This is a genomic window from Streptomyces lomondensis (assembly GCF_014651035.1).
Taxonomy (GTDB): Bacteria; Actinomycetota; Actinomycetes; order Streptomycetales; family Streptomycetaceae; genus Streptomyces; species Streptomyces lomondensis.
The window spans coordinates 419,310-444,382 of the sequence record NZ_BMWC01000005.1 but is presented as its reverse complement, the minus strand read 5'-3'; the positions used below and the strand labels follow the sequence as shown (position 1 = coordinate 444,382).

24 protein-coding genes and 1 pseudogene are annotated in these 25,073 nt (G+C 73.0%); 14 read left to right on the top strand and 11 right to left on the bottom strand.

Going from position 1 to position 25,073, the window contains the following annotated elements:
- Nucleotides 1-4: 4 nt before the first annotated feature.
- The 3 genes from IE255_RS20270 to IE255_RS20260 form a co-directional block, all read right to left on the bottom strand.
- Nucleotides 5-1,324, bottom strand: coding sequence for a pyridoxal-phosphate dependent enzyme (locus IE255_RS20270; RefSeq protein WP_190051736.1), 1,320 nt, complete (start codon nucleotides 1,322-1,324; stop codon nucleotides 5-7).
- Nucleotides 1,321-2,787 (bottom strand): Y4yA family PLP-dependent enzyme, encoded by a 1,467-nt coding sequence (locus tag IE255_RS20265; protein WP_190051735.1) that lies wholly within the window; start codon nucleotides 2,785-2,787, stop codon nucleotides 1,321-1,323. The genes IE255_RS20270 and IE255_RS20265 overlap by 4 nt, the downstream gene beginning before the upstream one ends.
- Nucleotides 2,788-2,962: 175 nt before the next feature.
- The gene (locus IE255_RS20260; protein ID WP_190051734.1) at nucleotides 2,963-4,411 is read right to left on the bottom strand and encodes a serine/threonine-protein kinase; all 1,449 of its coding nucleotides are present in this window, start codon (nucleotides 4,409-4,411) and stop codon (nucleotides 2,963-2,965) included.
- Nucleotides 4,412-4,646: 235 nt separating this feature from the next.
- Here IE255_RS20260 and IE255_RS20255 point away from each other — a divergent pair, with 235 nt between their 5' ends.
- From IE255_RS20255 to IE255_RS39925, 5 genes are read left to right on the top strand one after another with little or no spacing between them, the layout of a single operon-like run.
- Nucleotides 4,647-5,735 carry a serine/threonine-protein kinase gene (locus IE255_RS20255; protein WP_229906498.1) on the top strand — a complete coding sequence of 363 codons (1,089 nt, stop codon included), beginning with the start codon at nucleotides 4,647-4,649 and terminating at the stop codon, nucleotides 5,733-5,735.
- Complete coding sequence (locus tag IE255_RS20250) at nucleotides 5,732-7,000, top strand: hypothetical protein (RefSeq protein ID WP_190051733.1); 1,269 nt, start codon at nucleotides 5,732-5,734, stop codon at nucleotides 6,998-7,000. The genes IE255_RS20255 and IE255_RS20250 overlap by 4 nt, the downstream gene beginning before the upstream one ends.
- Nucleotides 6,997-7,548 carry a hypothetical protein gene (locus IE255_RS20245; RefSeq protein ID WP_190051732.1) on the top strand — a complete coding sequence of 184 codons (552 nt, stop codon included), beginning with the start codon at nucleotides 6,997-6,999 and terminating at the stop codon, nucleotides 7,546-7,548. Before IE255_RS20250 ends, IE255_RS20245 begins: the two co-directional genes overlap by 4 nt.
- 21 nt (nucleotides 7,549-7,569) lie before the next feature.
- Nucleotides 7,570-10,074, top strand: a complete 2,505-nt coding sequence (locus IE255_RS20240; RefSeq protein ID WP_190051731.1) for an Hsp70 family protein — start codon at nucleotides 7,570-7,572, stop codon at nucleotides 10,072-10,074.
- 26 nt (nucleotides 10,075-10,100) lie between these two features.
- Entirely contained in the window at nucleotides 10,101-11,117 is a 1,017-nt protein-coding gene (locus IE255_RS39925) for a tetratricopeptide repeat protein (RefSeq protein WP_190051730.1), read from the top strand.
- Here the strand turns inward: IE255_RS39925 and IE255_RS20230 are convergent.
- The 3 genes from IE255_RS20230 to IE255_RS20220 all read right to left on the bottom strand — a co-directional run bounded on the left by IE255_RS20230 (nucleotide 11,114) and on the right by IE255_RS20220 (nucleotide 15,632).
- On the bottom strand, nucleotides 11,114-12,772 hold the full coding sequence (locus IE255_RS20230) for a hypothetical protein (protein ID WP_190051729.1): 1,659 nt from the start codon (nucleotides 12,770-12,772) through the stop codon (nucleotides 11,114-11,116). The two genes, IE255_RS39925 and IE255_RS20230, sit on opposite strands and share 4 nt — an antisense overlap.
- Before the next feature lie 2 nt (nucleotides 12,773-12,774).
- Nucleotides 12,775-13,557, bottom strand: coding sequence for an FHA domain-containing protein (locus tag IE255_RS20225; RefSeq protein ID WP_190051728.1), 783 nt, complete (start codon nucleotides 13,555-13,557; stop codon nucleotides 12,775-12,777).
- A 128-nt stretch (nucleotides 13,558-13,685) separates the two neighbouring features.
- Nucleotides 13,686-15,632: a serine/threonine-protein kinase gene (locus tag IE255_RS20220; protein WP_190051727.1), complete on the bottom strand. Its 1,947-nt coding sequence runs from the start codon at nucleotides 15,630-15,632 to the stop codon at nucleotides 13,686-13,688.
- A gap of 274 nt (nucleotides 15,633-15,906) precedes the next feature.
- Between IE255_RS20220 and IE255_RS20215 the strand changes: the two genes are divergently transcribed.
- A complete protein-coding gene (locus IE255_RS20215) occupies nucleotides 15,907-16,527 on the top strand; it encodes a hypothetical protein (RefSeq protein WP_190051726.1) in 621 nt (206 codons plus the stop codon).
- A 5-nt stretch (nucleotides 16,528-16,532) separates the two neighbouring features.
- Here the strand turns inward: IE255_RS20215 and IE255_RS20210 are convergent, their stop codons facing one another.
- The gene (locus IE255_RS20210) at nucleotides 16,533-17,087 is read right to left on the bottom strand and encodes a DUF488 domain-containing protein (RefSeq protein WP_190051725.1); all 555 of its coding nucleotides are present in this window, start codon (nucleotides 17,085-17,087) and stop codon (nucleotides 16,533-16,535) included.
- 39 nt (nucleotides 17,088-17,126) lie between these two features.
- A complete protein-coding gene (locus IE255_RS20205; RefSeq protein ID WP_190051724.1) occupies nucleotides 17,127-18,086 on the bottom strand; it encodes an NAD(P)H-binding protein in 960 nt (319 codons plus the stop codon).
- Nucleotides 18,087-18,161: 75 nt separating this feature from the next.
- Here IE255_RS20205 and IE255_RS20200 point away from each other — a divergent pair.
- From IE255_RS20200 to IE255_RS20175, 7 genes and pseudogenes are all read left to right on the top strand, one after another.
- Nucleotides 18,162-18,940 (top strand): annotated as a pseudogene (locus IE255_RS20200) (SDR family NAD(P)-dependent oxidoreductase).
- Between the two features lie 128 nt (nucleotides 18,941-19,068).
- On the top strand, nucleotides 19,069-19,689 hold the full coding sequence (locus IE255_RS20195; RefSeq protein ID WP_190051723.1) for a class I SAM-dependent methyltransferase: 621 nt from the start codon (nucleotides 19,069-19,071) through the stop codon (nucleotides 19,687-19,689).
- Between the two features lie 20 nt (nucleotides 19,690-19,709).
- Entirely contained in the window at nucleotides 19,710-19,976 is a 267-nt protein-coding gene (locus tag IE255_RS39250; protein WP_229906497.1) for a hypothetical protein, read from the top strand.
- Nucleotides 19,922-20,497 (top strand): amidase family protein, encoded by a 576-nt coding sequence (locus IE255_RS20190; protein ID WP_229906514.1) that lies wholly within the window; start codon nucleotides 19,922-19,924, stop codon nucleotides 20,495-20,497. Before IE255_RS39250 ends, IE255_RS20190 begins: the two co-directional genes overlap by 55 nt.
- Nucleotides 20,498-20,531: 34 nt before the next feature.
- Complete coding sequence (locus IE255_RS20185; RefSeq protein ID WP_190051722.1) at nucleotides 20,532-21,008, top strand: cupin domain-containing protein; 477 nt, start codon at nucleotides 20,532-20,534, stop codon at nucleotides 21,006-21,008.
- A gap of 166 nt (nucleotides 21,009-21,174) precedes the next feature.
- Complete coding sequence (locus IE255_RS20180; RefSeq protein ID WP_190051721.1) at nucleotides 21,175-21,357, top strand: hypothetical protein; 183 nt, start codon at nucleotides 21,175-21,177, stop codon at nucleotides 21,355-21,357.
- A gap of 12 nt (nucleotides 21,358-21,369) precedes the next feature.
- Nucleotides 21,370-21,789 (top strand): hypothetical protein, encoded by a 420-nt coding sequence (locus IE255_RS20175; protein ID WP_190051720.1) that lies wholly within the window; start codon nucleotides 21,370-21,372, stop codon nucleotides 21,787-21,789.
- Between the two features lie 63 nt (nucleotides 21,790-21,852).
- Here IE255_RS20175 and IE255_RS20170 read toward each other — a convergent pair whose 3' ends face one another.
- From IE255_RS20170 to IE255_RS20160, 3 genes are all read right to left on the bottom strand, one after another.
- Nucleotides 21,853-22,395 carry an SMI1/KNR4 family protein gene (locus tag IE255_RS20170; RefSeq protein ID WP_190051719.1) on the bottom strand — a complete coding sequence of 181 codons (543 nt, stop codon included), beginning with the start codon at nucleotides 22,393-22,395 and terminating at the stop codon, nucleotides 21,853-21,855.
- A 136-nt stretch (nucleotides 22,396-22,531) separates the two neighbouring features.
- Nucleotides 22,532-22,762 (bottom strand): hypothetical protein, encoded by a 231-nt coding sequence (locus IE255_RS20165; RefSeq protein ID WP_229906496.1) that lies wholly within the window; start codon nucleotides 22,760-22,762, stop codon nucleotides 22,532-22,534.
- Between the two features lie 367 nt (nucleotides 22,763-23,129).
- Nucleotides 23,130-23,333: a cold-shock protein gene (locus IE255_RS20160; protein ID WP_190051717.1), complete on the bottom strand. Its 204-nt coding sequence runs from the start codon at nucleotides 23,331-23,333 to the stop codon at nucleotides 23,130-23,132.
- Between the two features lie 471 nt (nucleotides 23,334-23,804).
- Here IE255_RS20160 and IE255_RS20155 point away from each other — a divergent pair, with 471 nt between their 5' ends.
- The gene (locus IE255_RS20155; RefSeq protein ID WP_190051716.1) at nucleotides 23,805-25,064 is read left to right on the top strand and encodes an MFS transporter; all 1,260 of its coding nucleotides are present in this window, start codon (nucleotides 23,805-23,807) and stop codon (nucleotides 25,062-25,064) included.
- The last annotated feature ends 9 nt before the right edge of the window (nucleotides 25,065-25,073 follow it).

Below are 25,073 nucleotides of genomic sequence, written 5' to 3'. Positions count from 1 at the left end.
GCGGTCAGTCCCGCACCAGGGGCGCGCCCGCGTCCCGCCAGGCGATGATCCCGCCCGCCAGGCTGCGCACGTCCGGATGGCCCATCCGGGTCAGCAGCGCCGCGTACCGGGCGGACTGCTCGCCCACCGGGCACGCCAGCAGCACCGGGCGGCTCCGGCTGAACGGCAGACCCCCCTGGACGAGTTCGGAGAACAGCTCGTCGACGATGTTGACCGATCCGTCGATGTGCAGCGCCGCGTACGCGTACGGGCTGCGCAGGTCGACCACGAGCGGGCGGTCGGCTTCGATCCAGCGCCGGGCCTCGGCCACCGTGACCGACGGGGCCCGACCGACCTCCGCCGCGGAGAGGTCGGCCGGCGAGTTCTTCCTGGGCGGCCGACCCAGCAGGTCCGGCCGCCGCTGCCGGACGTAGCTCAGATAGCTCTCCACGCGGTCGCAGACGATGAACACCGCCGTCCGGCGCTCGCCCGACTCCTCGTCGAGGGCGCGCAGATGACGGACGGCCCCGAAGTAGGCGGCACCGCCGGTGGGTCCGCCCAGGATGCCGCAGCGGCGGTTCAGGGTCAGCATCCCCTCGATCGCCTCGTCGGCGCTGACCGACTCCATCGTGTCGTACGTGTCCGGGTCGAACAGGCCGACCTCCTGCACCTCGTCGATGGTGCGGATCCCCGGGATGAAGTCCGACTTGGCCGCGACCAGGCCGACCACCCGCACCGAGGGGTCCTCCTCCCGCAGCGCGCGGGCCACGCCCGTGGAGGAGCCGGCCGTGCCCACGCAGGCGACGAACCAGTCCGGGACCCGGCCGTCCAGGTCCTTGACGATCTCCGGGCCGGTGCCGGTCAAATGGGCCTCGGTGTTGCGCGGGTTGAAGTACTGGTCGGTGTGCAGATAGGCGCTGCCCGAGGCGGACAGCGTCCGGTGGAAGAGGGTCAGCGGGTCGTCCGTCGCCGTCGGGTCCAGGCACTCGCTCTGCCCCGGCAGCTCCTCGATCTCCGCGCCGAGCAGCAGCAGGAGGTCCTTGATCTCCGGGACCCGCATCCGGTTGGTGACGCTCTTGAAGCCCAGGCCGTGCATGCCCGCGACGACCGCCAGCGCCTTCGCCGTGTTGCCGCTGGACAACTCCACGACCTGGCTGCCGTGTTCGACCGCCTCCGGCAGCAGCGGACGCGCCATGTTCCACGCGGCCCGGTCCTTGACCGAGCCGAAGGGGTTGAGCATTTCGAGCTTGGCGTACAGATCGATGGTGCGCAGGCCGTGCACCGCCGGGTCTATCCGCACCAGAGGGGTGTTGCCTATCGCCTCGGTGATGCTGTCGTACCTCACTGAGCTCCCCTCGAGGGCGTGATCGGCCAGAACTGGTCGTCGAGGCACCAGCGCCACTCCTCGCCGTCCTGCCAGGCGGCGACCTTGCGGGCGACGGGCTGGTGCTGGGCGCGGGTGGCGTGGAAGTCCATGGCGTAACCGGCGGTGTTGGCGAAGGCCAGCAGGTCGCCGGGGACGGGGCGGCGCGGCAGGAACACCGTGCGCCGGGTGATCAGGTCGGTCTCCAGGCACAGGCTGCCGAAGAGGTGGACGGCGACGGGCCCCTCGCCGGGCCCGGCTCCGCGGCCGGGTACGACGACCGGGTCCATCAGCACGCCGTGGTCCTCCAGGGCGATGTCGTCCGCCTTCGCGGCCAGCCGGACGAGCAGTTCCTCACCGGGCCCCTGGTCGCGGACCTCCAGCACCTTCGCCAGCGTCAGCCCGCACTGGTCCAGCAGGGCCCGGCCGGGCTCGGTGTACAGGTCGTACAGGTGCTCCAGCAGTAGCGCGGCCAGCGGACGGCCGCCCAGGGAAGGAGCGGGCTGGGCCAGCAGCTCGTCGAGGTAGGCCGCGCCGGCGACGGACCGGTGGGCGGGGTAGAGGCCGAGGCTGCCGCGCAGGGTGCCGGACTCGTTGCGCAGGCCGTAGCCGTGCCCGCCCCAGGTCAGCGGCGGGCGCCGGCCGAGGACGGCGGCCGTGAGCTCGGTCGTGTACGCGTCCCACTGCTCCCGCTCGGCGAGGTAGCTGACGCCGAACCCGCCGCCCACGTCCACGGCCCGGGGCCGCAGCCCCCGGCTCCGGCACGATTCCAGGGCCGCCAGGCACCCTTCGAGGGCGGTGGCCTTCTCCGCGACGCTCGTCGTGTCCAGATGGAAGGCCACCCCGGTCGGGTCGACCACGTCGCCGTGCCGCTCGACCGCCTCCAGCAGCCGCTCCAACTCCCGTACGGGCGTGCCGAACCGGCTGCGCCGGCTCAGGACCTTCACCCCCGACGTCTCGAACCCCGCGAGGCGCAGCAGCACCCGCACCGGGGCCAGCGCGTGCTTGCGCACCAGCACGGCGAGCTGGTCCAGCTCAGCGGCGGAGTCGACGCTGACCGTGACGCCCGTACGCGCCGCCAGCCACAGGAACTCCGGGTTCTTCGGCCCCGTGGCCGTGATCCGGTCCGGAGTGAAACCGGCCCCCAGCGCGTGCTGCAGCTCGCCCAGTGACGCGACGTCCACGCCCGCGTCCGTCGCGGCGAGGCGGCGCAGCAGCGCGCTGGACCGGTTGGCCTTGTGGGCGTAGAAGACCTGGCCCGGCAGATGGTGCGCGCGGTACACCGACCTGAACCGCTCCAGGTTCTCGGCGATCTGGTCCGGCACCACCACGTGCACGGGTGAGCCGAGCGCGTCGGTGAGCGCGTGCAGCGTCCCGGTCGCCGCGACGAGCGACCTCAGCCGTGACTCCAGCCGCGGTGCGAGATACAAGGGCCGGCCGTCCATGCGCGCTCCCTCCCCCTGAAGCCCCGGCGCCCGGCATCCGGGCACGTCGGACACTCTCCGCGTTTCGCCGTATAGCCCATATCCATTCTTGCGACGCTTTACGCCCTGTAAGGCCCGGGCCTTGTCCCGTCGCAGGTGTGAAGCCGATCACGGACCGGTCGGCCGGAGCGGGCTGTCAGTCCGTCCTGAAGCCGTCCCTTACCTCGTCGAAGACGGGGCGGTAGGTGTCCCACTCGGCCTCGGGCGCGGAGAGGTAGATGTCGTACTCGCGGCCGCCCTCACGGCCGTAGCCGAGGTCGATGGCGCGGAACGGGCGGGCCCGGCCCTGGAAGGTGAACTCCCAGACGGCGGCGGGCTGGTCGCGGAACGTCGTCCGCTCCATGCGGAGCCGGCGGTAGGTCGGGTAGTTGACCTTGGTGTTCGCCTCGATGTCGGTGAAGTGGTCGGTGGGGTTCGAGCCCGCCGGGGCGACCGTGCCGATGGTGATGCCGGCGAGGCCGGAGGGGGCGGTGTAGACGACCTGTTCGGCTGTGCGGTTGTGGGCTTTCCAGCCGTCGGGGACGGGGAAGGAGACGCCGAGCTTCTTCTCGTGGACGAGGTGGTAGCCCTTGGCCAGGGGGGTGGGGGAGGGGGTGGGGGTGGTGCGGTTGTGTGTTCCGTAGAGCGTGGCGACTGTGGCCAGGGCGGCTGTCGTTACGGCGATGGTGGCGATGCGGCGTTTGTGGGGCTTTCGGGTGCGGGTTGTGTGGGGCTGGTCGCGCCCACGCGGCGGCAGCCGCATATCGAGCACAGCCCCGCGCCCCTTTAGGGCGTGCACAACCGCCCGCAGGGAGTGTTCTGTTTCCTCCGCTGAGGGGCGGGCCTCTGGGGTCCTGGCCAGGAGAGCCTCTATGAGTGGGCCCAGCGGGCCCGCTCGGCGTGGGGGATCCAAGGGGTCCGTGGCGATGGCGTATGCCGTTTCCATCGCCGTCGCTCGGCGAAACGGAGGGCGGCCCTCCACCGCCTGGTACAGCGTCGCGCCCAGGGCCCACAGGTCGGACGGCGGGCCGGAGGCGAGGCCCCTGAGCCGCTCCGGGGCCATGTAGTCGATGGAGCCGACCATCTCGCCCGTCCTGGTCAGGGACGACGAACCGGCCGTCATCGCGATGCCGAAGTCGGTGAGGACGACCCGGTCGCCCGCCCCGAGGAGCACGTTGGCGGGCTTGACGTCGCGGTGCAGGACACCGGCGGCGTGCGCGGCCCGCAGGGCGGACACCATGGCCAGGCCGATCCGGGCCGCCTCCTCGGGCGGCAGGGTGCGGCCGTCCTGGAGGAGGTCGCCGAGCGTGTGGCCGGGGACGTACTCCATGACCACGCAGGGGCGGCCCTCGTCCTCCACGACGTCGTGCACGACGATCACGCCGGGGTGCGTGACGCGGGCGGCGCTGCGGGCCTCCCGGCGCATGCGCTCGTAGAGCGTGGCCAGCTCGTCGGGGGAGAGGTGCGGGTGTTCGTGCAGCTGCTTGAGGGCGACCCGGCGGCCCAGTACCTCGTCGTCGGCGCACCACACCGTGCCCATACCGCCCCGGCCGATCCGCTCGGCGAGCCGATAGCGCCCGGCGACGAGTCGCCCCTGGTCCGACACTGTGTACCCTCCGCCGCCTTGTCCGTACTTGGGCGCCTTGATGCGCCCTGGTCACCATAACCGCCGGACCTGGCCCGGCCCCGGCCGGGAGTGAGCGGGATCACGGCCCCGCTCGTCGGGACCGGTCCCGGCGGGGGCTTCCTAGCATGGCGGCCCGCACCGCCCCGGGTGGGACAGGCGGGGCGGACCGGCGACGGCTCGAACGGTTTCACCGGTGGGGGAGGTGCGTGAGCACGTGCGCGACGGCACACGGGACACGGCGACGGGCCGGGGCAGCGCCCTGCTCCGGCAGGGCCAGAGGATCAACTCGGCACTCGTCGTGGACCGCCGGCTGGGGGAGGGCGCCTTCGCCGAGGTGTACCGGGTACGGCACCACATCCTCGGCTGGCAGGCGCTGAAGCTGTTCAAGCACGTGGCCTCGCTGGAGGCGACGTCCCGGATGCTCGACGAGGCCCGGATCCTGTCCACCCTGGGGCACCCCAACATCATCCGGGTGTTCGACGCCGGCACCGTGCAGACCTCCGAGGGCGTGCGCGGCTACATCACCATGGAGTACGTGGCGGGCGGCAGCCTGGAGCGGCTGATGGACTCCCACGCGGGCGTGGTGCCCGTCGGCGAGGTGACCGCCGTACTGCGGCAGGCCGCCGAGGGGCTCGCCGTCGCCCATGAACGCCCGCATCCCATCGTCCACCGCGACCTGTCCCTCGCCAACGTGCTCGTCGGGTACGACGAGACCGGGCTGCGGGTGAAGGTGAGCGACTTCGGCCTCGCCAAGGAGACCGACCCCGGCACCATGGCGGCCAGCGCCCAGGGCACCGTCGCCTACATGCCGCCCGAGGTGCTGCGCCGCGGCAAGGGCTACGGCTGCCCCGGGGACGTCTGGGCCCTCGGCACCATCGTCTACTTCCTGCTCACCGGGCACTTCCCGTACGACGGCGGCGACCCGGTGCAGTCCTTCTCCCTGGAGCGGTTCACCCGGCCGCTCCAGCCGCCCCGCGCCTTCAACGACGACGTGGGCCCCGAGCTGGACCGGCTGGTCGTCGACATGCTGCGGATCGACCCGGCCGAGCGGCCCGCCACGGCCCGCGCGGTCGCCGACCGCGCCACCGGCCTGCGCCCGGCGCCCGGCCCCGGGACCGCGGCCGCGGCCGAGCCGGCCGAGTCCGCCGACGCGCTGGTGCGCGAGGCCACCGCGCTCTCCCGGGTGCCCGGGAAGCTCGGCGAGGCCGCCGACCTGCTGGAGGAGACCATCAGCCGCTATCCGCGCTTGCGCGAAAGACATCTGACACGGCTCATGACCTGGCGCCGGGGGGTGATCATGTGACCACGCCGGTGCGGGAGTTCGACCGCTTCGAGGAACTGGCGGGCCCACAGCTCTACCGCAGGAACGTCTTCGCCGTCACCGGCCTGCCCACCCACGCAAGCGGGCCGGCCGTGCGGCGGCACCGGCAGAAGCTGGAGGCGCGGCTGGCCGTCGAGGACCGCTGGCCCGGAGCCCGGGACGTGGCCCCGGCCGGCGGCTACGGCAAGGACGAGGTCCGGGCCGCCTTCGAGGGCCTCCAGGACCCGCGCCGGCGCATGGTCGACGAGTTGGTGTGGCTGTGGGGCTCCCCGGACTCCGGCTGCGGCTGCTCCGCGGACGTGCACGAACTGCACGACTCCGCCGTCGTGTTGCACGCCAGGGCCCTGCGAGCGGAGACCGGGGACGTGGAGCTGCCCGTCGATCAGCGGGCGTCCCTGTGGGAGCACGCGGTGTCCGCCTGGGGCCACCTGGTGGCGGACGGGGCGCTGCGGCAGCACGTGCGGCACCGCATCCGGGCGCTCGGCGACCCCCGGCTCGACGAGGACGCGGCCGACGACCTCCTGGCCGGGCTGCCGAAGCTGCTCGTCTCCCCCTTCCCGCAGCTCTTCGCCGACCCGGCCGCCGCGGCCAGGCTGACGACGGTCTGCTCGGCCTGGACCGCCTTCCCGCCCTTCACGGGCCTGTTCTCCGAGCTGTTCGAGCGCGCGGTGGAGGACGCGTACGAGAAGATCCACGGCGACCTGCTGGCCGCGGAACGGGAGCGCGAAGCCGGCCGGTACCGCGAGGCGTTCCTGCTCCTGCGCGACCGGGTCGTGCCCGGCTTCGAGGACCTGGCCCCGCTCAGGCCGTTCGTCTCCGACTGGCGGTACGACGAGATCGCCCATGTCGTCGCCGTCGGGCTGAACAACCTCGCGGTGGAACTCCTCGGCGTCTCCGTGTACCGCCCGCCGAGCGCCTCGCGGCGCGAGGAGATGATCTGGCTCGCGGAGAAGGCGTACGAGATCGGCCCGGACCGCGACTCGCAGGGCCTGAAGGAGAACTGGGAGACCATCTACGACCACCTCACGGGCACCGGCCGCCGCCCCGGGCGGGCCACGCCGTTCCCTTGGCGGGCGTTCCTCCTGGTGCTCGTGTTCATCGGCGGCGCGCTCTCCTATCTGATCGGGGCCTTCGGCTTCCTCCCCGTGCTCTTCACCGGAGTCGCTGTCCTCGGTGTCGTCGGCTCCCTCGTGCGGTTTCTGGCGTGGCTGGCGGACGGCGTACGCAGCGGACGGAGAACAAGATGAGCTTCCATTCCCGCCGGGGCGACAGGACCGGCCGGGTGCGCGCCTCGCTCGGCCAGCTGCGGCACCCGCCCGAGTTCCGCGTCCCGCCGCCGTTCCTGGACACCGGGCAGGCCGCCTGGGTCACGGCCGTCCTCGACGACGTCAGGACCGCCACGGCCGCCACGACCGAAGAGCCCGCCGCGGACGGCGCTCAAGGGGCCGACGCCAGCACGCTGCTCGCCGCCGCCACCGGCCTGTGGCGCGCCCAGCGCAAGCTGAACCAGCGCGCCGGCGACCTGCCGGCCGCGGACCTCAGGCAGGTGCGCCGCTACCTCCAGACCGGCCGGCAGGCACTCGCCGACGGCGGCCTGGAGATCCAGGAGCACGACGGCGACCCCTTCGACCCGGGCCAGTCCCTCGAAGTCCTCGCCTTCCAGGACGAGCCGGGCCTGACCCGCGAGGTGGTGCTGGAGACCCTCCGGCCCAGCGTCTACTACCGCGGCGAGCGGATCCAGATGGGGCAGGTCGTCGTCGGCCGGCCCGCACCCGGCGCCACCCACGGCACCTGAACGACCAAGGAGACGACCGCAATGCGCGAGACCATCGACTTCGGCATCGACCTCGGCACCACCAACAGCGCCATCGCCGTGGCGGACGACGACGGCGTGCGCGTCATCAAGAACAACGACGGCTGGGACTACACCCCGTCCGCCGTGTGGATGCCCAAGCCGGACGTGATCCACGTGGGCCGCCGCGCCCGGGAGCGCACCGACACCCAGCCCGACGACGCCCACGCCGAGTTCAAGCTGGAGATGGGCGTGGCGGACTTCCGGCGGCACTTCGCCCGCGCGAAGGTGTCCCTCACCCCCGAGGAGCTCTCCGCCGAGGTCCTCAAGTCCCTGCGCCAGGACGCGGCGCACGACACCGGCAGCCCGCCGGAGGCGGCGGTGATCACCGTCCCGGCCTCCTTCGCGCTGCACCAGAACAGCGCCACGTCCGCCGCCGCGGCCCTCGCCGGGCTGGGTGAGCACTGCCCGCTGGTCCAGGAGCCGACCGCGGCGGCCTTCGCCTACGGCGTGCAGGACGCCTCCGAGTCCACCCACTGGATGGTGTTCGACCTGGGTGGCGGCACCTTCGACGCGGCCGTGATGAGCAAGCGCGACGGCGAGCTGCAACTGCTCCAGCACGCCGGCGACCCGCGCCTGGGCGGCAAGCTCATCGACTGGGCGATCGTCGAGGACCTGCTCGTGCCCGCCGTCCGGCGCGACCTCGGGCTGCCCGGCTTCGCCCGGCGCGACAGCCGGTGGCGGGCCAACTTCGCCAAGCTCAAACTGGCCGCCGAGGACGCCAAGATCGAGCTGTCCCGGCGCGGCTCCTACGACATCGTCCTCGACCTCTCCGACGGCGACGGCGGTACGGCGCCCTTCGAGTACACCCTCACCCGGGGCGCCCTCGACGACCTCGCGCAGCCCTTCTACGCCCGTGCGATCAAGCTGTGCCGGGACGCGCTCGCCGACAGCTCGCTGCGGCCCGACCACATCGACCGGCTGCTGCTCGTCGGCGGCGCGACGCTCGCCCCGGGGCTGCGCGAGCTGCTGTCCGATCCCGTCGAGGGCCTGGGCATCCAGCTCGACCACACCCAGGACCCCACCACGGTGGTCGCGCGCGGCGCCGCCGTCTTCGCCCGCACCGTCCGCACGCCGAGCAGGCCGCGCACGGCGGCGCCGGGCGAGTTCACCGTGGAACTCCACTACGAACCCCAGTCGTTGGAGACCACCGGCATCCCCGTCTCCGGCCGCGTCACCGGCGGCACCGCCGTCCCCGACTGGACCCGGTACACCGTCACCCTCACCAACCCCGAAGGCCGCCCGCCCTTCCGCGGGCCGCGCACCACCCTCACCCCCGACGGCGCCTTCTACACCGAGGTGACCATCGACTCCGGCACCCGGTCCCGGTTCACCGTGGAACTCTCCGACGACTCCGGCACCCGGCAGACGCTCGCCCCGGACACCCTGTCGATCACACACGCCCAGGTCCTGCCCGGCGACGCCGTGCTCACCAGCACGCTCGGCATCGGCAAGGCCGACGGCTCCTTCGCGCCGATGCTGCGCAAGGGCACCGCCCTGCCGACCTCGATCACCAAGACGTTCGAGACGTCCATCCCGCTGCGCCGCTCCCAGCCGGACGCCGTCATCCGCATCCCGCTGCTGGAGGGCGAACGCCGGCGCGCCGACCGCAACACCCGGGTCGGCCTGCTGGAGATCCGGCCCCGGGACGTCCGCTTCGACCTGCCGGCGCAGACGCCCGTCGAGGTGACCTTCGAGATCAACGCCACCAACCGGGAAGTCACCGTCACCGCGGACATCCCCGTCGCCGACGCGCAGTTCGAGGCGACCATCGACCGCTCCCAGCTGGTGGCGCCCACGCACGACGAACTCGCCGACCGGCTGCACGACCTGGAGCAGCGCGCCCAGGCGCTGCGCGAACGCGCGGAGGACGTCCACTCCGAGCAGGCCCTGTCCCAGCTCGACGAGATGTCCGACCAGAAGGCACTGACGCACCTGCGCAAGGAGGTCGACGCGGCGGCCGTCGACACGGGAGCGGCCGGCACCAGCGACCGGCGCATCCGTGACCTGGAGGCCCAGCTCGACGACGTCGAGGAGGCCATCGACATCCCCGGCCTCCAGCACGAGCTGTGGGATCTCCTCAACAGCTGCGAGGACCTCATCGAACAGGTCGGCGGCGGGCCGGCCGAGCGCCGCGAACTGGAGAACCTCCGCACCCGCGCGACCAGCGCCGGCGAGGACGGCACCCCGGCCGGTCTGCGCCGCCTCGCCGACCGGGTGCGCGACTTCCAGGTCGACCTGCTCCGCCGCAGCGACCAGTGGGACTTCCTCGTCTTCCACTCCCTGGTCGAACTGCGCGACGAGATGACCTCCCGCGCCCAGGCGGACGCCGCGATCGCCGACGGCCGCCGGGCCGTCGCCGCGGGCGACCGCACGGCCCTGTCCGCCGTCAACCAGCGCCTGCGCCGCCTGCTCCCGCCGGGGGTCTCCGAGGAGAGGCGGATCGGCGGGGTCCAGGAGAGCCGGTGAGAGGGCCGGGCCGGAGGGGAGGCGACATGCGGGTGACGGACAGGGACGAACCGGCCGGCGGCACGCCGTCTCGCGAAGGGCCGGGCGCCGAGGGGCCTCCCGCCCGTGCCGGACTCGGCGCGGACGCCTCACCGGACCCGGCCCCGCCCGACCCGGGCACCGCCCGGCCCCTGGACGAACTCGACGTCGTGCTGCTGGTGTCGCGGGCCCGGGAGCTGGCACGCTCCGGTGACCTGAGCGGTGCCCTGGAGCTGCTGCGGAACGCCGAGCGGCTGGGCGGGCACCGGGACGTGCTCGACCTGCGGGCCCGCGTGCACGCGCAGCGCGGGGAGACGGCCGAGGCGGCGGAGTGCTGGCGGCAGGTCCTGGCGAGGCAGCCGGAGGACCCGGAGGCCAGGGCCGGGCTCGCCCGGCTCGGCCGCACCGGGCCGGCCGCCGCGCTCGGCCGCCACCGCACCCGCACGGCCCTGGTCGCGGCGGTGTGCGTGGTGACCGCTGTCGTGGCCGGCGTGGTCGGCACCCTGGACGAACCCCGGCCCGCCCGCGCGGACACCGACCGTGCGGCCGGGCCGGAAACCCCCGGCCCGAGCGGCACCCCGGCCCCCGGGCAGCAGCAGGACCCGGACGAGGCCCGGCGCGCCACCGCGCTCGCCGCCCTCGCCCGCGACCTGCGCGCCCCCGGCCTGCGCGTCACCCCGCACGGGGACTCCGTCGAAGTCGCCTTCACCGAAGGGCTGTTCTCCGAGGGCACACGGCTGACCCCGGCCGGTGCCGAGCGGCTGGCCGTGCTCGGGGAACGGCTGGCCGGGCGGCCGGCGGCCGTCACGGTGCACGGTCACGCGGCCGTCGTCCCCGGCGCACCCCGCAGCGGCGGCTCGGTCGTCGCGCTGTGGCGCGCCCTCGTCGCCGCCCGCGAGCTCAGCGCCGCGAGCGGCAAGCCCCTCACGGCGTTCACCACGGACAGCGCCGACCAGCGCGATGCCCCGTACCCCGGAGATCCCGCCCGCAACCGCACGGCCACGGTGGTGATCACGCCCCGCTAGTCGAACAGGAACACGACGGCACCGAGGATCAGCAGCACGACCACCGACGTCCACACCTTGGCGGCCAGGGGCGACTCCCCGTAGTAGATCTCCGCCAGGTGCGTCCGCACGCTCTTGCGCGGCTGCCGCCGCACCGCGTACGGGGTGCCGAAGCGGTACCCCGACTGGCGTGCGTGGTCGATCAGCAGACGGTTGGCGGCGATCCGCACCCGCGACTCCTCGGTCGTGCAGAGCTCCTCGGCCAGCTCCAGCAGCCGCAGACCCCGGCCGCCCTCGTACGATCCCAGGCCGAGCGCGCAGTTGTTGAGCAGGATCGCGGCCGAGTCGCAGAGCCGGTCGACGGCCTGCCGGACGTCCGGGAGGGCGGCGAACGCGCCCCGGCTCAGGCGCCGCAGTTCGTGCAGCGACGGCAGGGCGGCCTCCAGGGTGGCGGCAGCGCCCCGCGCGTCCTTCCGGTCGAGTTGCCGCGAGGCCTTCTCCAGCGCGGCCACGACGGGGTCGAAGGCCGGCTTGGCCTTCGTGAACCAGACCCCGGCCTCGTCCAGCCGCGCCCGGTTCTGCTCGATCGTCCGCCGCGTCTCCTCGTACGGCTTCAGCCGCAGCGCCAGGTCCAGCAGGACGAAGCTCTCCCGGTCGGGCGGGGCCGTGTCCGAGGCGGGGGACAGGGCCACCGCGCAGTTGTTGAGCAACAGGGCGGTGCCGTCGGAGAGTTGCCCGACGGTCAGCGACATCCCGAACCCGGCGAAGGCGCCGAGCCGCTCCACCACCGGGATGACCCGGGCCCGCAAGGTCCCGGCCACGGCGGTCGCGACGGTCTTCCCGCCGCCGTCCGGGAAGGTGCCGGCGAGCTTCTCGCCCGCCGCGCGCAGCTCGCCCGCCGCCGACTCGTACAGCGGCGTCAACTGCTCCTCCAGCGCCTCCCCGAGAAGGCCGCTGCCGGTCCAGGTCCACTGCGCGCAGTACCGGGCCAGCCGGGCGGGGTCCTCGGTGCGCGCGGCCAGCCCGGCGACGGCCGAGACCAGCACGCGGCGCACCTCGGCCTCCAGCACCGTCACCGCGGCCTCGGTCAGCCGCTTGTCGTCGAGCGCGGCGACCCGGTGCCGCAGATGCGCCCAGACCCCGCGCTGCCCGAGCAGCTTGCGCCACAGCCGCGCCGCGGACTGCCAGTGCTCCTCCGGCGACTCGCCGGCGACACGGTTCGGCCCGTGCTTCTTCCCACCGGCCGGACGTTTCTTCCCCCCGGCCGGACCCTTCTTCCCGCCGGCCGGGCGCTGCGGCACCCCAGGGTCCCGCAACTCCCCGTCGAGGGCCCGCGCGTGCGCCCGCACCGCCTCGTCGTGCTGCCGGTGCAGCTCCGGCTCGCACGGGCAGGAGGCGTCCGGTGCGTCCCAGAGCCAGAACAGCTCGTCGACGATCCGGCGCTGCGGATGGTCGAGCACGTCGAAGGCCGTACGGAGCTCTTCCGGCCCGGCCCCGGCGGCGCCGACCGCGACCCCCGCCTTCGCGGCCGTGGCGATCTGCTGCCGGCGCCGGACGAGCGTACGGCGGGAGGCGCAGGTGCTGGACCCGGTGACCCGGAAGGCGTTGCGGCGGTAGAGCTCCGGCCCGCTCAGCTCACGCAGCCGTTCCCGGACGAGAGGCGCGTCACCGCCCATGGCTACGGCTGTCCCGCGGGCGCCTCGTCCATCAGGTTCAGGTCCGGCGGCACCAGCGTCGTCGACTCCACCAGCCCCTTGAGCAGGTTGTGCAGCAGGCGGTTGTCGGAGGGCCGCCGCTCCTCGGACGGGTCGTGCAGCAGCGGGTAGCGGAAGCCGGTGCCGTGCAGGCGCTTGCGTACCGCCTCGATGCGGTGCTCGATCCTGCGGTCCGTCCAGTTGCCGTCCGGGCGCAGATGGACGAGCTGCCGGGCGGCCATGGAGTACGTCAGGGGCCGCGGGTCCTCCTCGTACAGCAGGTACCGCTGGCCGAGGACGACCAGCAGCAGCCGTTCGTCGTCGTCGAGCGCCCAGGTCTCCGGGCGCAGCGTCTCGGCCCGGCGGCGCGAGACCGGTCCCTGGTCGTCGTGGTCGGCCACGTACAGCTCGATCAGGTGCTCGCGGTAGCCGGAGCCCTTCACGAACAGCGGTGTGTAGCCGGTGGCGAGGGGGATCGGCTCGGTGCTCTCGTGCATCATCCGGCCGCGCGGAAGCCGTACCAGCTGCTGCCCGGTGTTGCGCAGCCACCACTGCCCCTGCCGGTAGGTCAGCTCCCCGTGCCGGCGGCTCACCCGCAGGTCGTCCACGCCGACCTCCAGGTCCACGTCCGGCCGTTCGCCCCGGCCGAAGCGGACGGTCAGTCCGGAACGCGGCGGGGCGCACAGGTCCCCGGTGACCGTGCGCGCGTGCAGGGTGCCGGGCTGGGCGGGCGCGACACCGCGCGCGAGGCTGGCGGAGAAGGACATCGCTGGTCTCCTCGGTGCGTGGGCGGAATCGGCACGGTCCGGGCCCGGCACGGGCGGGACCCGGCCGGACGTGCCCACCAGCATGGGCCGACCTGCCCGGGACCCCTCCCAGGGCGACCGCTCCGGGGTCAGCGGGCGGGCAGTCGCGCGGCGGCGGAGGCGGCCAGGTCGGTGACCATGCCGCAGAGCTGCCCCATGGGCCGCTGCCCGCGGACGTGCAGGCGCAGCATCTCGGCGGCCGTCTCGGCGTCCCGCCCGCCGTACTCGCGGTAGGTGACGAACACCGTGCAGGTGCCCGGGCCGTTGCCCTCCGGCTCGACTACGGCGTGGTAGCCGCTGAGCCGGACCGTGCGGCCGTCCCGTGCGGACTTGGGCTCGTCGCGGAAGAAGGCGATCTCCGCCTCCAGGTCGTCGACGTCGCTGAACCACTCGCACTCCCAGTTGGCGACCCCGGCCTCCGGCACATCGGCCTTGATGCCGGGGACGACGGACAGCGCCTTGGCGTCGAGCAGCGCGCAGGCGTCCGCCCAGGCCAGCGAGGCGGCCGGGTAGCCCGGGGTGCGGCGGGGGAGCGGGCCGCGGTTCAGGACCTCGGCCGCGCTGCGGGCGGCGGTGTCGGCGACCCCGCAGAGCGCGGCGACGCCGCCCGCGACCTCGCCGTGGCCCACGTCGACACGGACCCCGACGTACATGTCGTCGCCGGCGTCGCCGTCCTTGTCGTCGCCCGCGTCCCGGGACAGCAGCAGCCCGCACTCGTCCGGCTCGGCCGGCTGCTCCCGGACGGCGATGCCCCCGATGCTCCGGACGGGTTCGGACGCCTCGGGCGGCGAGCCCCGGCGCAGCTGGACCGACACGTCGATACGGGTGGTGTCGTCGGTGTGCACGAGCACGTCGCAGCGGTCGAAGTTGCCGTAGTCCACGTCGACCTCGCTCCTGCCGAACCGGGCGAGTGCGGCGGGGTCGGTGAGGGCGCACACGTCGGCGGTGCGCGGATCACCGATCAGGGAGCGGGTACCGCCCTTCCCGGGGTCCTTCGGCAGCTGCCTCCCGGCGGACTCGGTGCCGGTTTTGGTGCCGTCGTCGCCGCTGCCGTGGCCGGGCAGGGCGACGAGGCCCAGGGCCAGTGCGGCGCAGACGCCGAGCGCCGCGGCGAACAGCACCCGGCGGCGCCGCCGCGGCCACCGCCCGCCGCCGGGCGGGGCGGACCGCCCGAGCCGGGCCCGCCGCGCGCCGGATTCGGCCACGGCCGTCAGCAGCCGCGCGGCCTCGGCCGCCTCGGGGCGCTGCGCCGGGTCGCGCCGCAGCATGGCGGTGAGCACGGGATGCAGCGGCCCCACGGCCTCGGCGTCCATCTCGACGACGCCCTGCTCGGCCTTCCAGTGGGTCAGCCGGGCGGTGTCCTCACCGGCGTCGTCCCCGTCGTCGCCGCCGCGCGGCGGGGAACCGGTGACCAGGGCGTAGAGGGTGGCGGCCAGGCAGAACACGTCGGAGGCGGGCCGGGGCACGTTCCCCCGGGCCAGCTCGGGGGCGGCGTAGTCCGGGGTGAAGCTGTAGGGGCCGTTGGCCGTGATGGTCTCGGTGCCGCCGACCCGGTAGGCGGCACCGAAGTCCAGGAGCTTCGCGGTGCCGCGCCGGGTGAGGCCGACGTTGGCGGGCTTGAGGTCGCAGTGGACGATGCCCGCCGCGTGCAACGCGGCGAGCGCGTCGGCCAGTTGGGCCCCGAGGCGGGCCACGCGCTCGGGGCTCATGGGCGGTTGCCGGTCGAGACCGCCGCCGGGCACGTACTCCATGACGAACCAGTAGGTCTCGGCCGCGTCCTCGTCGCCGCCCGGCGGCACGGTCAGGACGTCGAACAGCGTCACGACATGCGGATGGTCCCGGAACTTGGCCAGGGCGCGCGGCTCGCCCAGCAGCCGCCGCACGGCGGTCTCCCGGTCGCCCTCGACCCTCTCGCGCTTGAGCGCGACGTCCTGGCCCACCACCGTGTCGTGGGCCAGCCACACATCACCGCCCCGCCCTGTCCCGATGACCTCCTTGAGGACATAGCGGCCGGCGAACTCGTCTCCGGGACGCACGTTCTTCTCCCCCTCGCATCGGCCCAGAACGCGCGCGGGCACCGTACGCGCGCGTGGGTCGAACCTACTGCGTACAGGAGAGGTTACTCACAGTCTCCCCAGAGCCTCCATCAGCCGCACGCACGCGCCTTTCGTCCCCTGTAGCGCGCCGGTGACATTCCGGACGGATCCGTAGCAGGCGCGCAGGGCAACTATGCGGGCCGGGACGGGTCATACGAGGTGCAGAGAGACCGAAAACCGCGCGGAACCCGCGCGATCATCAGGGGGAGATTCCATGCACGTCCGTGCCCGAGGCATCCGTACCACCGTGGCCGCGCTGGCGGCCCTGGCCGGGGCGGCCGCGGCCGCCGTTCCCGCCGCGGCCGCCACCACGCCGGCCTCCGCCACACCCCGGTTCCTGGAGCCGGCCGACCTGCCGCCGCACCCGACCTCGCCCTGGTACGGCGGTCCCGTCACCGCCGGCCAGCCGGACCCGCTGCCCGTCTGCGTCGGCGAGGCGCTGCCGTCCACGGCCACGCACCGCTCGTACTGGACCGAGTTCGACACCAGCGCCCAGCAGATCACCGTCGTGGAGCGCGACGAGAGCCGGGCCGAGGACTTCGCGGCCCTGCTCCGCCGCCACCTCGCCGGCTGCGCGAAGAAGCTGACGGAGCAGGACCCCGACCTGACGGCCACGGGCAAGTACTACGGCCGCCTGAAGGTCGAGGAGGGCGCCCACGTCTACGGCCTCCACACCGCCTCGGCGTGGGGTTCCTCCGACATCAACCTGTTCTCGGTCGGCCGCGACGGCAGGACCGTGACGGTCGTCCGGTGGGGCCAGATGGGCACCTTCCAGCACGCCCAGGTGGCCGACTTCAAGAGCACGACCGTGACGGCCGTGAACAGGCTGTACTGACGGGCTCAGCCGCGGCCCGGCCCGGTGCGGCCGTCGTCGCCGTCGTACACGAGGAGCCCGTCGTCGCGCAGCCGCGCGCCGGGCGTCGGCGTGTGGGCGCTGAGACGCCCGTCGGGCATGAGGTGCCGGGCCGGTACGCCGCGGGCGAGGACCGCGAAGTCGGCGATCAGGCGGCGGTGGCAGCGCCACCAGACCGCCTCGCTGCACATCACGGCCGTGCGGGCCTCGGCGGCCTCGCGCAGCAGGCGGTCCATCGCGGTGACGAAGCCGGGGGAGCGGGTGTGGGCGGCGTAGCCGCGGAAGGAGGCGTTGCGCCAGACGGTGTCCGGGCTGTCCGCGGGGGCGGTGCGGAAGCCGCCGAGGTCGGGTTCCCACCGGTAGCCGATGCCGCCGCCCGGCAGCCACTCGGCGAGCCGCCGCCGCGACAGGTCGGGGTCGCGGCGGCTGCCGGGAGCGGTCCGCACATCGACGACGGCCGCGACACCGGCATGCCGCAGCAGCTCGGTGATCCGCTCCCGGCCGGCGGTGCTGTGCCCGAAGGTCAGCAGAAGCGCGTCCACAGGTCCGGACTATCCCGTTTCCACGGGCCCACACACGCGCTACCGGGCAGCGCCCGCGCCGGCTGCCGTCGGACCCGGCTCCTTTTCGAGGAAGGCGCGGAAGGTGCGCGGGGGCCGGCCCGTGAGGCGCTGGACGGTCTCGGTGACACGGTCCTCCGCCCCCTCGGCGATGGCCCGGTCCAGGTCCGCCAGCAGGGCGGCGAACTCCACCGACATCAGCGCCGAGAGGCGATCGCGCAGCTGCTCGCGGGAGATCGGCCGGTGGACCACGGGCCGGCCGGTGACCTCGGTGATGAGCGCGGCGAGGTCGTCGTAGCCGAGCGCCTCCGGTCCGGTGAGGACGAGATCGTCGTTCGGGGCGCGGTCGTCGGTCAGGGCGTGGAGGGCGACGGCCGCGATGTCGTCGGCGTCGACGAAGCCGACCAGGCCGCTCCCGGTCGCGGTCCAGAGGGTGCCGTCCTCGCGGATGTGGAGGGCGACGGCCGCGATGTCGTCGGCGTCGACGAAGCCGACCCGGCCGCTCCCGGTCGCGGTCCAGAGGGTGCCGTCCTCGCGGATGCTGCGGGCGTGCGCGTGCATGCCGGTGACGTTCTGCATGAACCAGGAGGGCCGCAGCACCGCCCACTGTTCGAACAGTTCGGGCAGCGCCTGGTGCACCACGCCCACCGCCGGACCGCCCTCGGGGACGGCCGAGGAGCTGAGGAGCACCGCGCGGCGCGTGCCGGCCGTGCGGGCCCGGCGCAGGAACGGCAGCATGACGGCTGCCGGGTCGGGGTCGCCCAGCGGCGGTATGAGGTAGACGCGGTCGACCCCGTCGAGGGCGGCGGCGTGGGTGGCCGGGTCGTACCAGTCGAAGGCGACCGGCTCCGCGCCGGGGACCGGGGTGGCGCGCCGGCCGGCGGCTCTGACGCGGTGGCCGGCGGCGGTCAGCCGCGCGGTGGTGCGGCTGCCGGTGGTGCCGGTGGCGCCGATGACCAGGGTGGTGCCGGTGCCGGTCACCCCCACCGGACCGCCTCTCTCCCCCGAATCGCCGGAACCGGCTCAATCGGCTGAATCGACCAAGGACTTTCCCACGTGAACGACAGCACACCCGTCTGGTTCATCACCGGCCGCTCCACCGGCCTCGGCCGCGCCCTCGCCACCACCCTCCTCGAACGCGGCCACCGGGCGGTGGTCACCGCCCGCGATCCGCGCACCGTCGCCGACCTGGCCGCCGGCCACGGCGACCGCGCCCTCACCCTGCCCCTCGACGTCACGGATCCCGCACAGGTGGCCGCGGCCGTCGAGCGGGCGGAGGCGGAGTTCGGGCGGATCGACGTCCTGGTGAACAACACCGGCTACGGCTGTCTCGCCGCCGTCGAGGAAGGGGAGGACGCCGAGATCCGGGTCCTGTTCGACACCAACGTGTCAACGTCTCCTCCCTCGGCGGCCTGGCCGCCTTCGGCGCCACCGGCTACTACCACGCCAGCAAGTTCGCGGTGGAGGGCCTGTCCGAGTCGCTCGCCGCCGAAGTCGCCCCGCTCGGCATCGGGGTGACGATCGTCGAGCCCGCCGCGTTCCGCACCAACTGGTCCGGCCCCTCCATGCGCCAGTCGGCCACCGTGATCGAGGACTACGCGGCGACCGCCGGCGTACGGCGCACCAGCACCCTGGCCACCTACGGCCACCAGCCGGGCGATCCGCTGCGGGCGGCCGAGGCCGTCGTCGACGCCGTCGAGTCGGCCGAGCCGCCGCTGCGCCTGCTGCTGGGGAAGGCCGCGTACGACATCGCCACCGCGCGGCTCGACACGCTCCGGGCGGACTTCGACGCCTGGCGGGACGTCACCGTCGGCGCCGACTACCCGGCGGCCTGAGCGCGGCTCAGGCGGGAGGAGGCCGTCGCATCACTCATTCGCTCACTGCCCCCGCGCTTTGCGGTTTCCGCAAGGATCGTTGCCGACAGGCCGGGAGCGGGGCCACGTTGGCGGCGGAGGTGGTCACGATGACCCACGATTCCCGGCAGGACGCCCAGCACTGGGACGAGATGTACCGCAGCCGCGACCAGGTGTTCAGCGGCAACCCCAACGGCGTGCTCGTCACCGAGGCCGCCGATCTGCCACCGGGCCGGGCGCTCGACGTCGGCTGCGGTGAGGGCGCCGACGCGCTCTGGCTGGCCCGGCGCGGCTGGCACGTCACCGCGGTCGACATCTCCGAAGTCGCCCTGCGGCGCGCCGCCGCCGCTGCCGCGGACGTCCAGGACCGCGTGTCCTTCACCCGGGCCGACCTCCTCACCACGCCGCCCCGGGCAGGCGCCTTCGACCTGGTGTCCGTCCAGTACTTCCCGCTCACGCGCCGGTCCGGCCACGCCGCGCTGCGCGGCCTGCTGGATGCCGTCGCCCCCGGCGGCACGCTGCTCCTCGCCACCCACGCCCTCGCGGATCTCGCCCGGCACCAGCCGGAGGGCTTCGACCCCGACGACTACTACTGGCTCGACGACATCGCCCCACTCCTCGGACCCGACTGGGACATCCTCGTCGACGAGACCCGGCCACGCGTCGCCCCGCCCCCCGCCGGCACTCACCATGCCCGCGACAGTGTCCTGCGCGCGCGACGCCTGCCCTGACGACAGCCCATGGAGGCGCGGTGACCGCCCTGACCGATCTGGACGCGACGGAACTGGCACGACGTGTACGGACCCGCGAGGTGTCCTCCCGCGAGGTGGTGCGGGCCCATCTCGACCGCGTCGCGGCCGTCGATCCGGACGTACGCGCCGTGCTCACCGTGCTCGGTGAACAGGCCCTGACCGCGGCGGACCGGGCCGACGCCGCCGTGGCGCGCGTGGGGCCCTCGGCCCGCTGCACGGCGTTCCCTTCACCACCAAGGACTCGTTCGACACGGCCGGCGTGGTGACCACGCGGGGATCGCGGCTGTTCGCCCACCACGTCCCGGCGCGGGACGCGACCGCCGTGGCGCGGCTGCGAGCCGCGGGCGCCATCCCGCTCGCCAAGACGAGCCTGCCGGAGTTCTCCTACTGGACGGAGACCGACAACCTCCTGGTGGGCCCCACCCGCAACCCCTGGGATCCGCGGCGGACTCCGGGCGGGTCCAGCGGGGGAGAGGCGGCGGCGATCGCGGCCGGTATGTCACCGCTCGGCCTGGGCAGCGACGTGGCCCCCTCGGTCCGCGGCCCCGCTCACTTCACGGGCATCGCGGCCCTGAAGGCCCGGCCCTGTCGCTCCCGTTCGGCGCGACCGCCGACGGCCTGCCGGTCGGCGTCCAACTCGTCACCGCCTGGTACGCCGAGGACGTGCTGCTCCCGCTGGCATCGCTCCTGGAGTCCGCGAGCCCGGTCCGCGAACGCCGCCCACCCAGCACGTGAACAAGCCAAAGGGGCCCCGGCCCCTGGCGGGCCTCCACCACGCCGGAGATGATTGAACGGTGAACTAAATACGGAGGAGGACTCGAATGAGCGTGGCGCTCGTGCGCAACCCCGGCGAAGGCACCTTCTACCGCTATTACGACAGCGTCCAGGAGCAGGTCGTCTCGGCCTCCGAGACACAAGGCGTGGTCAGCGTCCTGCGGCTGACCATGCGTCAGACGGACGCGCCGCCCCTGCACGCCCACAGTCACGAGGACGAGAGCTGGGTGGTCCTGTCGGGCCGCGTCCGGTTCTGGGTCGGCTCGGCCGCACTCGACACGTGCGACGTCCACGACGCCGAGCCGGGCGCCTACGTCTTCGGCCCCCGGTCCGTTCCCCACACCTTCCAGCCGCTCACCACGACGGCGGACCTGCTGGTCATCAACAACCCCGGCGCCATCGAAGGCTACTTCCGCTCGATCGGCCCCGCCGCCGCGCGACAGGACACGGACCACGCCGACTTGCTGGCCCGCTACGGGGTGACACTCCTGGACGCCCCGCCGACGGGGCCGCGTTCGTCGTAGCGCGCCGTCAGGTCTCGATCCTGTCCAGAACGGCTACTACAAGTCGGCGTTCACGACGTTCTACGGCAATGTCTACGACCACTGGGGCACGAGCCAGTACCAGGGATCGTCACTGACGACTTACCGGTACGTCTTCGGCAACGGCGGTTACGGCAACGGCCAGTACATGAAGAACAACGCGGCGTCCGTGCAGAACTGCGCCCGGGCCGACAACTATCGCGTGTACTACAACTCCGGCTACGGCGGAACGTCTCAGTACTCCGCGAAGAACGGGCCCTACGGAGACTGCAACATCACCGACCTGATCTCCGCCCTGAAGAACAGCAACGCCTCCTCCCACTTCGCATAAGAAGGAACCCCCGTGAAGCACATCAAGCGTCCGGACACCACGGAGAACGCGGCTGATGGCAGACCGATCGTGAACAAGGAAAACTGGCCCGAGAAGGTCCCCACCCGTGGCCTGACCAAGGATCTGACCCTTCCGCTGGAGGCGTACATGGCCTCCTACGAGGACCAGGTCACCATCGAGCAGGCCGCCAACGATCTCAAGCAGTCCTGCATGAAGGACTACGGCATCGACCTGACACTGCCGCGAGCGGGCGCCAACCCGCCGCCCAGTGACAACGACGTCAACATCGAACGCCGTTACGGCATTAGCCGACCCGGTCCTCGTGGCGCAGCTCGCCGGCACAGTGCCCGTACCACGCGCGATCCGGGCACTACCGCACCAGCGTTCACCGGGCGGAAGCGGCCATCTGCTTGCGCGCGGCGGCGACTTTGAACGGCAGGTGAGTAACGTGTGTGGCGCCGACGGAGCCCGTCGGCGCCACACACGTTTGTGTCGTCAGGACCACTCGATCACGCCGTCTGCCACGGACGCGGAACGTCCGCAGAAGGGGAGTTCCGGGTTGTCCTGCGTGCCGTGCAGGGCGGCGGCGAGAGCGTGCAGGAGCCGCGCCATCGAAGGGGCGTAAGGGCGCGGGTAGTCCGCTTCCGTGTACTTCAGGATCGGGTGTGCCGGGTGTCCCGCGTCGATCAGAAATCCTTCGTGCCCTTCATAGCGTTCAGCGAAGGGAATCCATTCAGGCCGCCACCAGTCGGGGTCTTCGTTCTGCCGGGCGATCTCCGTGTTCCTGATGTAGATGCGGTCGATCCGCGCACAGCTCATCGGCCCTTCGCCCGTGGGGAACAGCTTGTACCAGTCGAGGCCGTTCGAGAAGCGGAGAAGCGCCGCGAGGGGCGAGGGGATTTCGATACCGATCGCCTGGCTGAGGGAAGTGATGTCCGCATCGGAGGCCGGGGCATTGAGCGGTGCGGCGAGTGGCTGGGACTGGATCCACTTCGTTATGCGCTGAATGGAGTGGTCCAGCGGTTCTGTAATGGTCATTGGTTCCTCGCGTCGGCGCCCGGCCCTCTGATAAATAGTCGCTCCACGGAAACGTCACCGGTGGTGCGGTGGGCCGGGGGTTGCGGAACATGAGGGAGCAGAGCAATGAGATCCCGACGCAGTGGCGCGCATGACGTCAGCGAACGCCGTCGGTCCGGTCCGTGTGCTCGAACCGCTCCAACTCGCCCGCGTCGTCCAGCACCGCCACGACGTCGGCACCGACCAACCGCGCGCGAGGGATGCCCGTCTCCGCGACGAGCCGGCCCACGGACACGCGCTCCGGATCCTCGGCCCCGCGGTGCTCGGTCGTCAACTCCGCCTCGTCGCCGACCAGAAGCAGGACCCTGGCCCTGATCCGCTCGCTCAACCGATGGCTCCTTCCGCGGGGGCCGTCACAGCGGAGATCATGCATCCGGTCAAACTGGGGCATAAAAGCCCCGTCGTGCCCTTCACGAAGCCCCAGTCCCGGCCGAGCGCCCCGGCCATACCGTGTGGTCGGTCCACGTCGAGCACGAGAGGGGCTGCGGGATGCCCCTCGGCACTGTTGATGGCAAGTCGGCGACCTCCGTTTCGCGAGCAGGGGCAGACCCGTCACGGGGGGAACCGGCCTGCCCCTGCACTCGACCCTCATGATCGGGTCACCTCCTACAGCGCATCGTGGTGCTGATGCGTCACACAGTGACAAGGCCCGGCGTGCCGAAGGCGGCACGCCGGGCCTTGCTGCTGCGGCGGTGTCAGACGGGGCGGATGTTCTCCGCCTGCGGGCCCTTCTGGCCCTGGGTGACGTCGAACTCGACCTTCTGGCCCTCATGCAGCTCGCGGTACCCCTGGGCGGCGATGTTCGAGTAGTGGGCGAAGACGTCCGGGCCGCCGCCCTCCTGCTCGATGAAGCCGAAGCCCTTCTCGCTGTTGAACCACTTGACAGTGCCCTTGGCCATGACCGTCTCCTTCGAGGGGGAAACCGGGCTCGCGCTCTACGTGCCCGGGAGGTGATCGCCCTGGTCCGGAAAGGCGCTGAAAAGCAAGAACGCCCGTGATGGCGATCACGGGCGAACGGCACTTCGGAACCACGACTGCTGAATCACGACGCTACACCCGCGCGGTGACAGCCGCTACCGAGAACGTGCGCCCCGGGCCGAGGATCCACCCATGGAGCGGAATCCCTCTCGATGACACGGGTGACAGCGGGCTCACCCGTGACACTCCTGACCCCCGGTGCGCTGTACGAGGTGATCCCCCGAACGGCTGGTGCGCGGCAGTGTCGGGCGCCCGGAAGGCGTCGGCGCTACGCGCGGAGAGAGCAGGACATGCGGTAAGGGCGCGAGCCGGCACTCGCGGGCACAGGCCTGCGACGCGGTCGGCATGAGCGAACGTTCCGGTAAGACAGAAGCGAAGCACTGCCCTGCCTGATGACAACCCTGGTCCGATCCGCCGGTCCGCGACATGCCCGTATCCCGGAGCATGGACCCTCACGGCGCATCTACTTACCCCGCCTCGCGGACGCCGCCGCGTCCTCCATGGCGACCTACACCATCCCGTTGCTGGTGCTGGCCACCACCGATTCCGCGTCGCTGACGGGGATCGCGTTCATGCTGGCGTGGGTGCCCCGGCTGAGCACGTTCGGTATGGCCGGCTCGGCCGTCGACCGCTTCGGCGCCGCACGGGTCTTCCGGCTGGCCGCGACCGCCCGGGCCGGTGTCGTCGGCATCGCCGCGCTGGTCCTGGCGTTCACGCACGGCCACACCGCCACGGTCGTGGTGATGCTGCTCGCCGCGTGCGCCGGCTTCCTGACCGAGTTCAGCTACATCGCGGCCGAGAGTGTCGGCGCGGTGGCCAGCCGGGAGGCCGCCGACGGGGCCCACCGCATCCAGTCGGTCCTCCTCGGCATAGACCAGGGCGCCGCTCTCGCGGGACCCGCGGCGGGCGGCTTTCTCCTGCAGTGGACCGGACCGACGGGGATGCTCGCCGCCATCGGCGGGTTGTCGCTGCTGGCGGCCGTCATCACGCCGCGGGTGCGCGGAGGCCGGTCGACGACGGCCATGTCCCTCGCCGAGAGCGTGCGGACCGGGTGGTCGACGCTGCGCGCGCTGCCCGCGCTCGCCTGTCTGGTGGTGGGGCTGGCCTTGTCCAATCTGGCACTCGGAGTGCTGGAGGCCGCCGTTCCGGTGATTCTGGTGAAACAGCTCGGCCACGCCAGCGCCTCGGTCGGCGTGGTGTGGTCCGCCGCGGCGGCGGCCTCCCTGGCGGCGATCGCGGTCTGCCGGATCGCCATCGACCGATGGGGACTGTCCTCGGTGGGGCGCGTCGCCGCCTGCGTGGCGTCCGTGGCCTGCTTCGCCCTCGCCCACGCCGATGCCTATCCGGCGTACCTGCTGCTGATCGCTGCCTTCATGGCCGGGGACGGCGTGCTGACCGTCGTTCTGCGCACCCTGCGCTCCCGGCTGATACCCGCCGAGGTCTTCGGCAGCACGCTGTCCCTGACCGTCCTGATCCTCCTCCTGCCCTACCCCGTCGCCGGCATCCTGGTCGCCACCACACCGCCGGCCGCCCTGGACCACGTCATCACGGCCTGCGCCGTCCTCCAGGCCCTCGGCCTCGCCGTCGCCTTCACCGTCACCAGACGCCGGCGGCACCGCTCCGGCGGCAGGCACCGGAAGCGCCGCGCATGAAGTCACCGG

What these genes read in the sequence shown, in the direction of transcription:
- IE255_RS20215 (WP_190051726.1), top strand. Translation starts at nt 15,907, where the DNA reads ATGCACGTCCGTGCCCGAGGCATCCGTACCACCGTGGCCGCGCTGGCG.
- IE255_RS20230 (WP_190051729.1), bottom strand. Translation starts at nt 12,772, where the DNA reads ATGGGCGGTGACGCGCCTCTCGTCCGGGAACGGCTGCGTGAGCTGAGC.
- IE255_RS20265 (WP_190051735.1), bottom strand. Translation starts at nt 2,787, where the DNA reads ATGGACGGCCGGCCCTTGTATCTCGCACCGCGGCTGGAGTCACGGCTG.
- IE255_RS20245 (WP_190051732.1), top strand. Translation starts at nt 6,997, where the DNA reads ATGAGCTTCCATTCCCGCCGGGGCGACAGGACCGGCCGGGTGCGCGCC.
- IE255_RS20170 (WP_190051719.1), bottom strand. Translation starts at nt 22,395, where the DNA reads ATGACCATTACAGAACCGCTGGACCACTCCATTCAGCGCATAACGAAG.
- IE255_RS20160 (WP_190051717.1), bottom strand. Translation starts at nt 23,333, where the DNA reads ATGGCCAAGGGCACTGTCAAGTGGTTCAACAGCGAGAAGGGCTTCGGC.
- IE255_RS20185 (WP_190051722.1), top strand. Translation starts at nt 20,532, where the DNA reads ATGAGCGTGGCGCTCGTGCGCAACCCCGGCGAAGGCACCTTCTACCGC.
- IE255_RS20180 (WP_190051721.1), top strand. Translation starts at nt 21,175, where the DNA reads ATGAAGAACAACGCGGCGTCCGTGCAGAACTGCGCCCGGGCCGACAAC.
- IE255_RS20195 (WP_190051723.1), top strand. Translation starts at nt 19,069, where the DNA reads ATGACCCACGATTCCCGGCAGGACGCCCAGCACTGGGACGAGATGTAC.
- IE255_RS20225 (WP_190051728.1), bottom strand. Translation starts at nt 13,557, where the DNA reads ATGTCCTTCTCCGCCAGCCTCGCGCGCGGTGTCGCGCCCGCCCAGCCC.
- IE255_RS39925 (WP_190051730.1), top strand. Translation starts at nt 10,101, where the DNA reads ATGCGGGTGACGGACAGGGACGAACCGGCCGGCGGCACGCCGTCTCGC.
- IE255_RS20155 (WP_190051716.1), top strand. Translation starts at nt 23,805, where the DNA reads ATGACAACCCTGGTCCGATCCGCCGGTCCGCGACATGCCCGTATCCCG.
- IE255_RS20240 (WP_190051731.1), top strand. Translation starts at nt 7,570, where the DNA reads ATGCGCGAGACCATCGACTTCGGCATCGACCTCGGCACCACCAACAGC.